This is a genomic window from Nocardia xishanensis NBRC 101358, assembly GCF_001613365.1.
In the GTDB taxonomy this organism is placed as follows: domain Bacteria; phylum Actinomycetota; class Actinomycetes; order Mycobacteriales; family Mycobacteriaceae; genus Nocardia; species Nocardia xishanensis.
The window spans coordinates 24,113-38,923 of record NZ_BDCF01000043.1 but is presented as its reverse complement, the minus strand read 5'-3'; the positions used below and the strand labels follow the sequence as shown (position 1 = coordinate 38,923).

General features: G+C 69.6%; 10 protein-coding genes. 3 read left to right on the top strand and 7 right to left on the bottom strand.

Features of this window, described 5'->3' with window-relative positions; genetic code table 11:
• Window positions 1–72 precede the first annotated feature (72 nt).
• The 6 genes from NX1_RS26455 to NX1_RS26430 are packed head-to-tail and all read right to left on the bottom strand — an operon-like array spanning window position 73 to window position 7,700.
• Window positions 73–1,575, bottom strand: a complete 1,503-nt coding sequence (locus NX1_RS26455; RefSeq protein ID WP_068064690.1) for a flavin-containing monooxygenase — start codon at window positions 1,573–1,575, stop codon at window positions 73–75.
• Entirely contained in the window at window positions 1,572–2,978 is a 1,407-nt protein-coding gene (locus NX1_RS26450; protein ID WP_169812289.1) for a cytochrome P450, read from the bottom strand. Before NX1_RS26450 ends, NX1_RS26455 begins: the two co-directional genes overlap by 4 nt.
• 29 nt (window positions 2,979–3,007) lie before the next feature.
• Window positions 3,008–4,036 (bottom strand): NAD-dependent epimerase/dehydratase family protein, encoded by a 1,029-nt coding sequence (locus NX1_RS26445; protein WP_068064687.1) that lies wholly within the window; start codon window positions 4,034–4,036, stop codon window positions 3,008–3,010.
• On the bottom strand, window positions 4,033–5,751 hold the full coding sequence (locus NX1_RS26440; RefSeq protein WP_068064684.1) for a fatty acid CoA ligase family protein: 1,719 nt from the start codon (window positions 5,749–5,751) through the stop codon (window positions 4,033–4,035). The genes NX1_RS26445 and NX1_RS26440 overlap by 4 nt, the downstream gene beginning before the upstream one ends.
• Window positions 5,748–6,632 (bottom strand): beta-ketoacyl-[acyl-carrier-protein] synthase family protein, encoded by an 885-nt coding sequence (locus tag NX1_RS26435; RefSeq protein WP_068064774.1) that lies wholly within the window; start codon window positions 6,630–6,632, stop codon window positions 5,748–5,750. The genes NX1_RS26440 and NX1_RS26435 overlap by 4 nt, the downstream gene beginning before the upstream one ends.
• Window positions 6,633–6,662: 30 nt before the next feature.
• Window positions 6,663–7,700, bottom strand: coding sequence for a 3-oxoacyl-ACP synthase III family protein (locus NX1_RS26430; protein ID WP_068064681.1), 1,038 nt, complete (start codon window positions 7,698–7,700; stop codon window positions 6,663–6,665).
• 282 nt (window positions 7,701–7,982) lie between these two features.
• On the opposite strand from NX1_RS26430, the gene NX1_RS26425 reads away from it, so the two are divergent.
• From NX1_RS26425 to asnB, 3 genes are read left to right on the top strand one after another with little or no spacing between them, the layout of a single operon-like run.
• Window positions 7,983–9,362, top strand: a complete 1,380-nt coding sequence (locus NX1_RS26425) for a cytochrome P450 (protein ID WP_084501775.1) — start codon at window positions 7,983–7,985, stop codon at window positions 9,360–9,362.
• Between the two features lie 7 nt (window positions 9,363–9,369).
• Window positions 9,370–10,758 (top strand): wax ester/triacylglycerol synthase family O-acyltransferase, encoded by a 1,389-nt coding sequence (locus NX1_RS26420; RefSeq protein ID WP_068064678.1) that lies wholly within the window; start codon window positions 9,370–9,372, stop codon window positions 10,756–10,758.
• 1 nt (window position 10,759) lies between these two features.
• Window positions 10,760–12,475, top strand: a complete 1,716-nt coding sequence (asnB, locus tag NX1_RS26415; protein ID WP_068064675.1) for an asparagine synthase (glutamine-hydrolyzing) — start codon at window positions 10,760–10,762, stop codon at window positions 12,473–12,475.
• Here the strand turns inward: asnB and NX1_RS26410 are convergent.
• Window positions 12,445–14,610, bottom strand: coding sequence for an MMPL family transporter (locus tag NX1_RS26410; RefSeq protein ID WP_084501781.1), 2,166 nt, complete (start codon window positions 14,608–14,610; stop codon window positions 12,445–12,447). The genes asnB and NX1_RS26410 overlap by 31 nt on opposite strands.
• Between the last annotated feature and the right edge of the window lie 201 nt (window positions 14,611–14,811).

The window sequence follows — 14,811 nt, the reverse complement described above, 5'->3', positions numbered from 1 at the left end:
CAGCCAGTTGAACGCCTTCGCCGACCGCTGAGTGCCGTGGGCCGCCGGATTCGATTCGGGAAGCGGACGGAATCAACCGGCCGACTGACGTTCCCAGTCTTCTGGGCGGATGCGGCGGCGGTCGCGGCGAACGCTGCGGGTGCTGCCGGGCCAGGTGAGAGTGTTGGCGCCGGTGGCGCTGACGAAGTAGCTGGTGCAGCCGCCGATGGTCCAGACGCGGTCGGCGAGGACGCGACGACAGTGCGCTACGAACCGGCGCTGGGCCGCTTCGGTGGGTGCGTAGCGGGTGACGGCGCGATCGCGCATGTGCGCGATGGTCCTGGCGACGAGGCGAGTGGTGGGTTCGATGGCCTGGAACTGGGAGGTGTGCGGGAGCGCGGTATTCGGGCCGGTGACGCAGAACAGGTTCGGCAGGCCGGCGAAGGCGATGCCGCGATAGGCGGCGAAACCGTTGCGCTCGTAGCTGTCTCGCAGCGAGAACGCCGGTGTGCGGAAATCGGGGAAGCGCGGGATCGAGTCCTGGACGTGGTAGCCGGTGGCCCATACGATCGCGTCGACTTCGTGGACGACGCCGTCGGCGGTACGCACACCAGCCGGGGTCAGTTCGACGATCTTCTCCGTCACCAAGTCGACGTCGTCGCGGGCGAAGGCCGCGTAGTACTCGTCGGACACCATCGGCCGCTTGCACCCGAAACGGTAGTCCGGCCGCAGCGCCTCCCGTGTGCGCGGATCGGGCACCTGCTTGCGCAGTGCACGCAAGCAGATCTGCTCGAAGACCGGGAGCAATCGGGGATGGAATTCGGCCAGGTGCACCGACTCCAGCAGCGAGAACACCATGCCGCGCAACGCGAGTCGCGCGGGCGGGAACTTGCGCAGCAGCGTCCGCACCGGTCCCGGGATCGCGCGGTCCCCGCGCGGCAGCACCCACGCCGGACTGCGCTGGAACGACACCACGTGCGCACCCTCGCGCGCCAGCGCGGGCACGATCTGCACCGCGCTCGCGCCCGATCCGACGACCGCGATCCGCTTCCCCTTCGGATCGAAGCCGAGATCCCAAGACCCGGAATGCATTTGGATACCGGAGAACACATCCAGGCCCGGGATGTCCGGAACGAACGGCACGTGCAGCGAGAAGTACCCCATGACGACGGCGCGCGCACTGATCACGCGCCCATCGGCCAGTCGCACCACCCACCTGTGCGTGGTCTCGTCGAACTCTCCCCCGACGACCTCACTGTTCAGCCGCACGTGGCTTCGCAGCTCGAAAGCGTCGACCACGGATTCGGTATAGGCGCGCAACTCGGGTTGGGTCGCGAAGAGCCGCGACCAGTCGCCGGGGAAGAACGAGTAGGAGTACAGCACCGACGGCACGTCGACGGCGCATCCCGGATACACGTTGTCGCGCCAGGTGCCGCCGACCGCGTTCGCGCGTTCCAGAACAACGAAATCCGTTATGCCCGAACGCTTCAGCTCGATTGCCACGCCGAGCCCGCTGAACCCGGTACCGATCACCGCGACTTCATAGTGTTCGGTGATCTCGGACACGAGCCCGTGATCGCCACCGACCGCGGTCATTTCGCGGTTCCCGAGTCGGTCTCGCGGCGGACGGATGTCCTCGCTTCGACACGCATGGGAAGGCTCTCGGGATGCACCAGCGCGCCGATGACGGTCTCACGCGCGGTGAACCCGGGCTCGAGCCGCAGCCGCCAGCGCCCGCACAGGGTGGCGATCTGCAAAGCCACCTGGGTCAGCGCGAACACGTTGCCCGGGCACTGCCGCGCGCCCATGCCGAACGGGATGTGCGCGCCGCGCGACATTCCTTCCATCGCCTCGGGCAGCCAGCGATCGGGGTCGAACCGGTCGGGGTCGGCATGCACCCGCGGGTCGCGATGCACCGCGATCGGGCAGACGAACACCATCGCCCCCTCGGGCAGCGCGTGCCCGCCGAGCTCGTAACCCGCGGGCACATGCCGCACGGTGAGCCACGGCGAGTAGCGACGCAACGTCTCCAGCACCAGCCGCTTGGTCAGGTCGAGCCGCGGCAGGTCGGTGAATTCGGCGGGCCGCCCGCCGAGCACCTCGTCCAGTTCGGCGTGCAGGGCGCGCTCCACCTCCGGGTTGCGCGCCAGCTCGTAGAGCAGCCAGGTGGCGGTCATGCCGATGGCCTCGGTGCCGCCGACCAGGAAGTTGACCAGTTCGTCGTGCACGTGCTTGTCGGTCAGCGGCGCGCCGTCCTCGTCGCGGGCTCGGATCAGCGTGTCGAGCAGGTCGCCGTGGTCCAGCGCCGGGTCGGCGGCCAAGTCCGCGCGGTAGGCCGCGATGATGTCGGCGGTGGCGGCCTTGAGCTGATCGACCAGTTCGAGGAAGCGGCGGTTGCCACGGGTCGGCAACCGGTCCAGCCACGCGGGCCGGGTGACGCGGCGCGCGAGCAGCGTCATGACCTCGGGCAACAGCCGGTGCACGCGCCGCGCGGTGACCTCGCCGAGTTCGCCGGAGAACAGCGCGCCCGCGACGGTGCGCAGCGCCAGGTCGTGCATCTCCTCGTTCACCGCGAGCGTCGCGCCGTCGCGCCACTGGCCGGCCCGCGCCTGCCCCATCGCCGTCATCACCGTGGCGTACTGCGCGATGCGCGCCTTGGCGAACGCGGGTGCGATGAGCCTGCGGGACCGCCGGTGTGTCGCGCCGGAGACGACGGTGACGCCCGTACCGAGCAGCAGTTCGGCGCGCTCGATCATCGAGCCCTGATCCGAAAGCCCGGTGAAAGCCTCCCTGATCAGCTCCGGTTCGGTGACGACATAGGTTTCGTAGCCGGGGATTCCGATGCGCACGACGGGTCCGTGCGCCGACAGGGTGGACAGGAACCGGTGCGGCGTGCGACCGAACCGGTGCCAATGCCCCAGGAACGGCAACGCGCCCGGCGCGGTGGGCACCGTGGACGTGACGCCGGTGCGGCGCACGGTGGACAGCAGTGAAGTCACGAGACAACCTCCGATTCGGCGCGATTCGTTCAGCCGCGGGCCAGGACGGCGTCGACGCCACCCACCGAGCGCACCCATTCGACGTAGCGCGCCAGGCCCTCCGCGCGGGAGACGGTCGGGTTGTAGTCGAAATCCTTACGGGCGGCGGAGGTGTCGTAGGTGCTGGAGACGGTCAGCGCCGCCGTCGTCCAGCTCGACAGCGGAGGCGCCCACCGTTCCTTGACGGCCGGGATGCGCCAGATGGTGTCGAATACGGCGATCGCCGCGTCCAGCACGGGTCCAGGCACGGTGCGGGTGGGCGGGGTCAGGTCGAGCGCGACAGCCAGGTCGCGGACGAACTCCCACAGGTCGATATCCTCCGGATCGGCCAGGAAATACGCCTTCCCCGCGACCTCGGGGGAACGGGCGGCCTGCAAACACGCGGCCGCCGCGTGCTCGCAGTAGGTGATCGACGCCATGACCCGGCGCCCACCCGAAAGGTCAGGCAGCCGACCGCCTTTCAGCTTGCCCAGCAGCAGGCTCATCCACCCGGCCGAGCGCGGGCCCCAGATCATCCTCGGCCGCAGCGCGCACGTGGTGAAGCCGGGCGAGTCCGCCGCGAGGACGTACTGTTCGGCCACCACCTTCGTCGCGACATAGAGGCTCTTGGGCGCGTCGACATAGGGTTCGGACTCGTCGATGCCGAAGCGGTCCGTCTCGTACGACGTGGCGACCGACGGGCTGCTGACGTACACGAACCGGGACACGCCCGCGGCGCGAGCGGCCGCGATCAAATTGCGGGTGCCCTCCACGTTCGCTCGCCAGAATTGTTCGCGCGCACCGACTTCCGACACCAAGCCAGCGCTGTGATAGACGACGTCCACATCCGCGCAGGCCGCCCGCAGCGAGTCCACGTCGCCGAGATCGCCCACGGCGGTGGCGAGTCCTGGCACGCCGGACAGGTAGCCGAGATCGCTGCCCGCGCGGACCAGCGCACGGACCTCGTCGCCCGCGCCGGTGGCGGCATCGACGATGTGGCTGCCGAGAAATCCGGTCGCACCGGTGACGAGAACCTTCATCGGTCCGTTCCTTCCTTCGTACGCGGAAAACCGAGCCGATCCGCGACCCAGTGCGCCAGCCGCTCGCGCCCGATCTTCGCGTTGTGCCGGATGTCGACGGGAAAATCGGTGTGCGGCAAGAACGTACGGATGCGCTCGGTCACCGTCCTGCTCTGCGCCATGGTCCACAGTTCGCGTCGCACCCTGGTGAGCTCGGCGGGCGTGAGATCCGCCGCGGGCTCGAAACACAGCACCGGGATCTGTTCGCCTGGCGCGCCGACGCCGACCAGCGCGCTCCTGGCGACGTCCGGGTGAGTGTTGAAGATCTGCTCGCACCGCACCGTGTACATGTCCCCGCCCGCGGTCCGGACGCGCTGGGAGAGCCGCCCGCAGAACCACAGGCGGCCCGATTCGTCCACGCGCGCCAGATCGCCTGTTCGATGCCAGCGCCGGACGCTGCCGTCGGGCATCCGCTCGTCGATCTTGTGCCGCGCGTCGGCGGCCGTGTTGCGGTGGTAGGCGCGGCTGACCTGCGGTCCGCTCGCGACGATCTCGCCGATCCGCCCGGCGGGCAGCACCAGGTTCTCGTTCCAGTCGACGATGGGGTCGTCGGTGACATCGATGATCCGGACCAGCGTCGCGCCACTGGTCTCCGGCAGCGGGCGGCCGACGCACACGCCGCCGCCCTCGGCGGTCTCGGCGCGCGTCTCGACCAGCTCGGACCATTCCAAGGTGGTCAGCGGCAGCGCCTCGGTGGCGCCGTAGGTGGTGAACACCCGTGCGTCGTCGCCGAGTGCTCCCCGGACGCGTTCCAGCGCAGTGAGATTCGCTGGCGCGCCCATGGAGATGACCCGGGCGATGCCGGGCAGCGTCTCGCCGGTTTCGGCGACATGCTCGCCGAGCCTGGCCAGCAACGCGGGCGATGCGGTGAGGTCGGTGGCGCCGAAGGATCGGGCCACCTCGGTGAGCAGCGCGGGATTCGCCTTCGACACTCGCACCGGATCCACCGGACCGAGCACCACGTGCGCGCCCTGCAGCAAATCGAAGAGCCCGAACAGGGGCACCGAGGTGAGCGAGACGAATCCCGTCGGCCGGTCGTGCAGTTCGGCGACGACGTCGAGCGCGGCGGCGAAACCCGACCTGGTGTACTCGACACCCTTGGCCGGTCCGGTGCTTCCGGTGGTGAACGCGATCATGAACAGGTCGTCCGGAGCGTGCTCGGCGGCCGGGATTTCCGGCTCGTCGCGTAGGTCGGGCAGGCTGTGGCCGCCCCAGTACGATCGCCCCGCCGTGACGTGCACGCGGATCGAGCCGAACGTGCGCCGGGCCGCCAGCCGTACCAGGTGCGCTTCGGGGAGTCCGATGAACGCCTCCGCGCCGACGCTGTGGAAGCAGTGCAGCATGCGGCGCACGCCCATGCCCGGATCCACCACCACCGGCACAGCGCCGACCCGGAACAGCGCGAACAACACGGCGAACAGGTCCGGATCGGGGCGTACGAGCACGATCGTCTTGACGCCCTCGGTGATACCGATTCTGGCGAAGCCCGCCGCGTACGAGCGGACGCGGCGCCCCAGCTCGGCGTAGGTCATGTCCGCGAACCGCAGGTCAGCGCCGCGCTCGGCCTTCGCCGCGTCCGAGCGGGTCGGGTAGCTGATGGCGGGCTGGTCGGCTCCCTCCGCGATCCGGCGCTCGAGCAGGGCGCTCGGGTCCTCGTATCCGACGGCGCGCGTCATCCGGCACCGCCGGCGGGCACCCGGTAGCCGACACAGCCCGCCGTCGGCCCCGACCCGCCCGCGACGAGCAGCAGCCGGTCGCCCTGGCCGACGACGCCGGAGCGGATCAGCTGGTGATAGGCGATGATGAGACCGGAGCTCCCGGCGTTGCGCGACCCGGTGTCGGCCTGATGGTGACGCGCGAAGCCGAAGTCGGCGGCCAGCGTCGCCGCGAAGTCCGGTGCGGCGTCATTGGTCACCAGCACCGTCGAATCCGCCTGCATGTCAGGGTGATTCGCGAGATAGTCGCGCACCGCCGTGCGCGCGGCACCGGTCACCCGCTCGGCGAAATCGTCGGCGACCTCGACGGTGATCGTGCGCGCGCCGTCGCGGCCCATCGCCTTCAGGTCGAGATATCCCGCCACGCCGGGATGCGCGCCGTCCGGGCGCGAAGCGGGCTGCAGGTGCACCGCGCCGAGCCCGCTCGTATCGTCGATGCCTTTCGTAACCAGGAACGCACCGCCCACGGTGGCATAGGGGAAGCCCACCGCGTCCGCCAGTCCGCCGGGGTGGGCATCGCTGCCGACGACGAGGACGCGCTCCGCAGTGCCGTTGGCCAGCAACGCATTCGCCGCCTGTAACGCGTTCAGCACGCCGCAGGCGCCGTTGCGCAGGTCGAGGGAGAAACCGGGCCGGGAGGAGCCGGGTTCGTAGTCGAGGTGCATGCCGAGTTCGCGCTGGATCAGCGCGGCGTTGGACGGTTCCACGATGTTGGCGTCCCGGTAGACGCCGATGTTCACCAGCACGTCCACATCCGCCGCCGACAGGCCTGCCCCGGCGAGGCATTCCCGCGCCGCGGCGACCGCGTGACCGATCGAGCCGAGCGCCGGATCGTCGCTCATCGCCGAATTCTGCAGAATGGTCGCCACGTGCTACTTCACCAACTCACCGATGGTCGCCGACAGGACGCCGAACACCATTCCCGATGCGGTCGGCACGAAACAGATCTTCGAACCCGGCGCGATCAGGCCGCGCGACAGATAGTCGTGCAGGACCAGGAAATGTGTACTCGCGCCGGTATTTCCGTACTTTTCGACGCACGCCAGCCGCGGTGGCATGGGAACGCCGTGGATTTTGCTGCCCGACTCGGCCAGTTTCTCCGTGAAGCCGACGCCGAGCTGGTGGAAGACGATGTAATCGAAATCCTCGTCGGCGAACGTCGTGCCATTCTTGGCCAGCACGTCGCGATGGAATTTCGCCCATGTCTCGCGCCGCGGCGCGGCCTGCATGGTGAGGTTATCGGTCAACATGATCATGTTCTCGGTGTTGTCGCTGGGTTTCGCGATACACAGGGGGGAGTATTCCGCGCAGGTGATCATGTCGATGTAGTGCACGGCCTCGTCGTCGCCGACGGCGCGGTCGAGCACCACCGCGACGGCCGCGTCGGCCAGGGTCAGCGCCGCGAACTGGGGGTCGCGGGCGTCCACCGCCTCGGCCAGCGCGCCCTCGGTGACCGGCGAGATGACCTCGGGGGTCACCACCATGCCGGTCCGGACGATACCGGCGCGAATCAGGTTGTCCAGCAGGTAGATACCCGTCATGGTGCCGCCGCAGGCGTTGGCGACGTCGTACCCTGTGGCGTTGACCGCGCCGATGCGGCGGGCGATCTCCCCCGCCGCCGACGGCTCGAACACCATGCGGAATCCGTCGTGCACGGTGGTGCCGCCGCAGATGATCACATCCAGATCCGCGGGGTCGTAACCGGACCCGGCCAGGCAGTCGAGAGCGGCGGCGACACCCAATGTCAGGGTGTCCTCCTCGGTGCGGTCGACCATATGCCGGTGTCCGATACCGGTAATGCGTTCGACGTCGAACTCGCCGCCGCTCGACATACGTTGCAGCACTTCGTTCGTGGTGAATTCTCCGGCGGGGAGAGCGGCCCCCAGCGCGCGTATTCGAGAGCGATTCATATGAAATTTCCTCCAACAGCCGCTGCGACCACAGAAAGGGAGTCACACGGCGCCGAGACAGCAAGGGGGCGATAGGAACCCGGTCACGACCGGACGGTTTCGAACACTACGACCGGATCGCGACAGCAGTCCACTCAGTCCGCCGTCCGAGTGAGGGGGATCACCAATCGATCTGCGCCTGTTGCTACTTCGCGACAAACATTAGGCACGAACCTCGTTTCCCGCGATGAATTGCCCTCTCCGATTGCGCCGGGCGCTCGATTCGTGATTAGGCTCGGGCCGGTGTCCGCCCCGCTCCGCGCACCGATGTCACTCCTCGATCTCCCCGGCCCGGACGGCTGGCCGGTGCTGGGCAATCTCCCGCAGCTCACCCCGACGCGACTGCACCGGCAACTGGACGACTGGTGCGCGGAATACGGCTCCGTCTACCGGCTGACCATGCCCGGCAGGCGGCTGGTCGTGGTCGGCGACCCCGAACTGAGCAAGGAGATCCTGCGGCAGCGGCCGGGAACCTACCGGCGACAGTCCTCGATCGAGTCGATCATGAGCGAGATGGGCTCCAACGGGCTGTTTTCCTCAGAAGGCGAGGCGTGGCGGCGGCGCAGGCGGCTCGCCATGCCCGGTTTCAACGCCGCCCATCTCACGCGGTTCCACACCACGCTCGAGCGGATCACCGAGCGGCTCCGGCGGCGCTGGCTCGCGGCCTCGCCCGAGGACGTGCGCGCCGATCTGACCCGCTACACCGTGGATGTGACGGCGAAGCTCACCTTCGACTACGACATCAACACCCTCGAGCAGTCGGGCGATGTCATCCAGCAGCACCTCGAGCACGTCTTCCCGATGCTCAACCGCCGCTTGAACATTCCGCTTCCGTACTGGCGCTGGGTCAAGCTGCCCGCCGACCATGCGCTGGACCGGGCGCTGGAGGCGCTGCGCACCGAGGTGAACGCGGTCGTCGCCCGTGCGCGCACCGCCGTGCCGGAACAGCCGACGAACTTCATCGAAGCGTTCCTGCTCGCCCACGACGGCGGCGAATCGTTCACCGACGACGAACTCTTCGCCGAGGCGCTGACGATCCTGATCGCCGGACAGGACACCACGAGCAACGCCGCAGCATGGCTGCTCTATCACCTGGCCTCCGAACCAGAAGCGCAGGAACGCATCCGGGAGGAGATCACCCGGATACCGTCGACGCTGGATCGCCAGCCGTATCTGGAAGCCGTTGTCGCCGAGTCGATGCGGCTGCAACCCACCACTCCCCTGCTGCTCATGGAGGCCGTGCACGACACGGTGCTGCGCGACATCGCGCTGCCCGCGGGTACGTGGGTGTTGGTCAACGTGCGGTATCCGGGCCTCCGGGAGGAGAACTTCGCCGATCCGCACAGGTTCGACCCCGAACGGTGGCTGCGCGACGCCGACGGCAGGGCGCACCGCCCCGACGTCGCGATCCCCTTCGGATCGGGACCGCGGTTCTGCCCCGGACGCGGCCTGGCGATGCTGGAGGTCAAGAGCGTGGCCGCGATGACCTGCCGCACATTCGATTTCCGGCTCCCGGACGGCGTCCCGCCGCCCGACGACCGGTTCCATTTCGCCGTGATCCCCGTCGGCCTGCGGCTCGACCTCGCGCCACGACCGGCGGCCGACCGCGAATTCGAAGGATAGGAGCCGTATGGCGGTCAAGCGATTGTCGGCGACCGACGCGACCTGGTTGTCGCTGGAGTCGCCGGAGATGCCGATGCATGTGGCGTTCCTGATGGAATTCCACTCTCCCGACGGCGATGCCGAGGGATTCGTTCGCCGCTGGCACGCGCGGCACGCCGCTCCGTTCACCGCGCCGCCGCCGTGGAATCTGCGGCCGGCACGCGGCCGCCTCGCCGAATCCCTCGCTCTGGTGAGGGAAGTCGACGAAGTCGACCCGGCAGATCACATCAGGACGTGGCGGCTGCCCGCGGGCACCGGTCGCGACGAACTGGTCGAGCTAGTGACGCGCATCCACCGCGAGCAGCTCGACCTGAGCAAGCCGCCGTGGGAGCTGCACTTCGTGACGGGCCAGTCCGAGGACCGGTTCGCCGTGGTGTTGAAGGCGCATCACAGTCTGCTGGATGGTGTTTCGCTGGTGCGCGTCATCACCGGCGGGCTGTCCACCGACCCGCGGGCGCGCGATCTGCCGCCCTTCTTCTCGATCGGCCCCGAAACCGGCCTCCGTCGGGAACGGACAGGCCGGATCCGTGCGCTGTTCGCGGCCGTACACGGGTTCTTCGCGATACTGTCCGGGGTCGCCGGCGCGGCACGGGATGCGTTGCGGCGCAAGGCAGGACAGCCGACCGCGCAGCAGACCTACCGGCAGCCGCCCTCCGTCCTCGACGGTCCGATCACCGGCGCGCGCGATCTCTCGCTGCGCCGCTATCGGCTCGACGAGATCAAACGACTGGCGCGCGCCGCGGACTGCACCGTCAACGATCTGGTGCTGTACCTGGTCGCCACCGCGTTGCGCGGCTACCTCACCGATCACGCCGAACTGCCCGACGGCCCGCTCACCGCCGGTGTGCCGACCGATCTGCGCGACGGCGACCAGCGGGTCGGCACTCGCGCGGGCCTGATGTTCACGGCGCTGGCAACAGACGTCGCCGACCCGGTGCGCCGCCTCGCCGCCGTCAAGGACGCGATCGACGCCGCCAAGCGGCACATGGGCGCGATGTCGCCCGGCGCGGTCATCGGCTACGGGCTGGCGACCACCTTCCCGTGGGTCTTGGCGCTGCTGCTCGGCATACGGTCGGCTCCGTCCTCACACCCCATGGGCATCTCCAACATTCCCGGGCCACGGGACACGCTGTACTGGGACGGCGCCCGCCTGGACGCGATGTATCCGATATCCCTTCTGATGCACGGCAACGCCCTGAACTTCACCTGTTTCGGCTACCGTGACGAGCTGTTCATCGGCGTGCTCGGCGCCGCAGGCAAGCTGCCGCCGATCGAGCACCTGACGGCCGCGCTGGACGCCGCGGTCGCCGAGCTGGACGGGCTGCTCGCGCCCGCGACCGCGGTCGGGCAGGACTGACATGTGCGCCGTGTGCGGCATCGTCGATTTCGAGGCGCCGGTCGATCCCGGTCCGCTCGCCGCGATGTGCGCGGTACTGCGCCACCGCGGACCCGACGACCATGCCACCTGGCACGACCGGCACGCCGCGCTGGGATTCCAGCGCCTGTCCATCGTGGACGTGCGGCACGGCGCGCAGCCCACCGCCGACGAGAGCGGTTCGATCCGCGCGCTGCTCAACGGCGAGATCTACAACCACAAGGCGTTGCGCCGCGCGCTGGCGGCGCGCGGGCACCGGTTCCGCAGCGACAGCGACGCCGAGGTCGTCCCGCACCTGTACGAGGAGTACGGGGACCGGTTCGTCGAACACCTGGACGGCGATTTCGGCATCGCGATCTGGGATGCGGCCCGGCGCACGCTGACGCTGGCCCGCGACCGCGTCGGGGTGAAACCGCTCTTCTATCACGTGCGCGGCGCCCGCCTGACATTCGCGTCGGAGATCAAGGGCATCTTCGCCTCCGGCGCCTGCCCGCCCGAGATCGACCCGCAGGGGTTGAGCGACTGCCTGTTCTACGGCCACACCATCGCGCCCGGCACGTTCTGGCGTGACGTGCGGGACCTGGAACCGGGCACCGTCCTCACCGCGGACGCCGACGGCATCCGGAGCCGACGCTACTTCCGCGTCTTCCAGCGCGTCGACCCGGACGCGCCGCTGCTCACCGGGCGCGCGGCGATCGAGGCATTCGGCGAGCGGTTCACCGCCGCGGTCGCCAAGCGCGTTCCCGGCGAGGTGGACGCGGGCGTCGCGCTCAGCGGCGGGCTCGACTCGTCCGCCATCGCCGCCGTCGCCGCCCGGCGCTGCGGCGCGCCGCTGACCACGCTCAGCGTGCGGCTTTCCGGCGCGATCCACGACGAGACCGAAATGTCGCGGCTGGTCGCGCGGTGGCTGCGGGTGCCGAACGTGGAGTCCGAGACGACCGGAGCGCGCGTCTGCGAGCTGCTGCCGAAGAGCATGTGGCACTTCGAATCTCCGTTCTGGTACGGCGGCGTCGCCTCCCCTTTCCTCGACCTGACCGCGCTCGCCCGCGACCGAGGTCTGAAGGTGGCGATGAGTGGCGACGGCTCGGACGAACTGCTCGCCGGGTACGACTTCTACCGGTTGATGCGGCTGAGTTCGCGACTGGAGGCCCTGCGGCTGGACGCCCTGCGACCGCTGGTGTGGCGGCAGGCGACGAAGTGGATCGGCGGCTTCGCCGTGCTGCTCGCGGTGGCCGGGACCGTCACGCTCGCCAGCACCATCGGGCGGCTGGTCGCGCTGCTGTACGACACCGGCGATCAGTATCGGCTGCTGGCCGACCCGGACCTGATCCCCGACGCGGTGCGGGAGGGCCTTCGGGTGACGAGCTCGATGCCGGTCGTCGGGCGCGGCGTCGTCGGCGACGTCGAACTGGACGGCAGGCGATTGCGCGCCGGCGACCGCGTCAAGGTGATGACCTGGTACATCGACAATTCCGTCGGCCGGTTCGACCTCGATCTCGGTTATGTGGCGCGGACGCGGCAGCTCTGGTTCGGCGGCGGCAGCCACTTCTGCCTCGGCGCCGCCCTCACCCACGCGCAGCTGACGCGCTTCCTGGCGACGCTGCTCGCGGCGGGCCGCCCCTGGGAGATCACCCGCCGCCGCTACCGGTTCAACGCGTTCGTCCCGCTCTACCGCAGGCTCGACGTCCGCTTGCGCTGACCAGGGGCGGGCAGCCACCAGTTCCAGCGGCCGAGCAACCGCAGGGTCGCCGGTACCAGCACCAGTCGCACGACGACCACGTCGAGCAGGACCGCGACGGCCAGCGCGAAACCGAGCTGCTTCAGTTCCAGGGTGCTCGCGGTGAGGAAGCAGGCGAACACCACCACCATGATCGCGGCGGCGACCGCGACGGGTTTGGCGGTCGCGCCGATCCCGTCGGCGACCGCGTCCTGGTTGGCGGCGACCGTATCGGTCGCGCCGCGCGACGCGGCCGCGTCCCAGTTCTCCCTGATCCGGCGGATGACGAACACTTCGTAGTCCATCGAGAGGCCGAACAGGATCACGAACACGATCAGCGGCATCACGACCTGGACGAAACCGGGACTCTCGAAGCCGAAAAGGGCTTCGCCCCAGCCCCATTGGAACACCGCGACGGTGATGCCCAGCGCGGCCGCCGTGGCGAGCAGGTTGACCGCGACGGCTTTGACCGGCACGGCGACGCTGCGGAAGACCGCCACCAGCAAGGCGAGCGCGCACAGCACGGTGATCACGACGACGAGTACGTAGGCGCCGCGGACCGCGTCGCCGATCTCGAGCAGACCGGCGGGCGCGCCACCCGCGCTGATCCGCAGATTCGCGGCCGACACGGCATGCGCCCGCGCGTCGAGTTCGGCGACCAGGTCCGAGCCCGCGGCCGAGTCGATCTGTGTGCGAGTCACGACGGTCAGATGAACGCGGCCGCCCGACTGCTGTGCCAGCACCGCGGCGACGCGGGGATCGGCGCGCAGCTCGTCGGCGAAGACTTGCACAGCGCTCGCCGCCTCGGCGTCGAGCGGACCACCGTCGGGTCCGGTCGCGACGAACTCCATCGGCGAAAGCATGCCGGGCGGGAATTTCGCCGCGACCGTGTGGGCCGCGACACCGGAGGGGTGCTCGGTCAGCGACGCGATGCCGAGGTCGAAACCGGTGCGCAGGCTGCTCAGCGGCAGCGCCGCCACGACCAGCAGGCCCGCGGCGGCCAGGCCGAAGGCAACCGGCCTGCGCATCACCCGGCGCGCCCACCGGCGGGCGGCGTCGCTGTCGTCGGAGTCGATGGACCGGCCGCGCACCCGCCAGCGATTCACCGCGGGGCCGAGCTCGGTGAGAACGGCGGGCAGCAGGGTCACCGCCGCGAGCATCGCCGTCGCTACGGCCACGCCGACGCCGAGCACGATGCCGCGAAAAACTCCGGCGGGCACCACGATCAGCGCGCACAGCGAGACGATCACGACCGAACCGGAGGCGAGGACCATACCGCCCGTGGTGGCCATGGTCGCGGTGACGGCGGCGCGGATCCCGTCGGTGTCCGTCCGCGAGGTCACCCCGCGCGCCGACAGCTCCTCGCGAAACCTGCTCACCACGAACAGGGCGTAGTCGATGCCGACACCGAGGCCGATCATGCCCGCGATGGACAGCATCAGCGGGTCGACGGAGGTCACGGTGCTCGCGACCAACAGCACTCCGGTGCAGGTCAGCAGCCCGGCGACGGCCATCAGGATCGGCAGCGACGCCGCGGCCACCGCGCCGAGCGCCAGCGTCAGCAGCACGAAAGCAACGGGAACGCCGAGCGATTCGGCGCGGCGCGCGTCGGCCTGCTCGGCGATGATCACATCGTTCTGGATCGCGGTGTAGCCCGTGAGATCGACGCGGACCACGTCACGACCGGGCAGCGCGGACAGCGCGTCCTGCACATCTCCGGAGACGGCGACGCGGTGCGACTGATCGCCCTCGATCGCGACCACGGCCAATGCGGTCCGGCCGTCGGACGAAACCAGCTGTCGCGCAGCGAGATCGGTGGGTGCCGTGAGCACCGTCATGCCGCCGACCGATTCGACGGCGCGCCGGGCCCGCTCGATCTGGGCGCGGTAGTCGGCGGTGTCCACGACGGCCGTGTCGGAATCGAATACCAGCAGCGCCTGTTCGGCCCGCAGGCCGGGGAAGTGCTCGGCGATCAGACGTTGCACCGCGACCGATTCGGCGCGATCTACGGTGAGATCCGGTGCCTGCACCCGTGATTCGAGCACCGGGTAGCCCAGCCCGCACAGCGCGAGAACGAACAGCCAGACCGCGATCACCGCGCGCGGGTGGGTCGTCATCCGACGCGTCGTGCGCGACAGTGGACCGCGGCCTGTGGGCTCCGAATCGGAAGTAGTGGAGGACTTTTCGGAGGCGCCGAGGCTCATCAGCAGGCACACCCCTCGAACCTGATCGTGCCCGCCACGAGACGCATCGGGTCCGAAACGCCAACCACCGCACCGCGTCCTTCCCCGGCTTATGAGATCGCCCCCTGGAGCGGG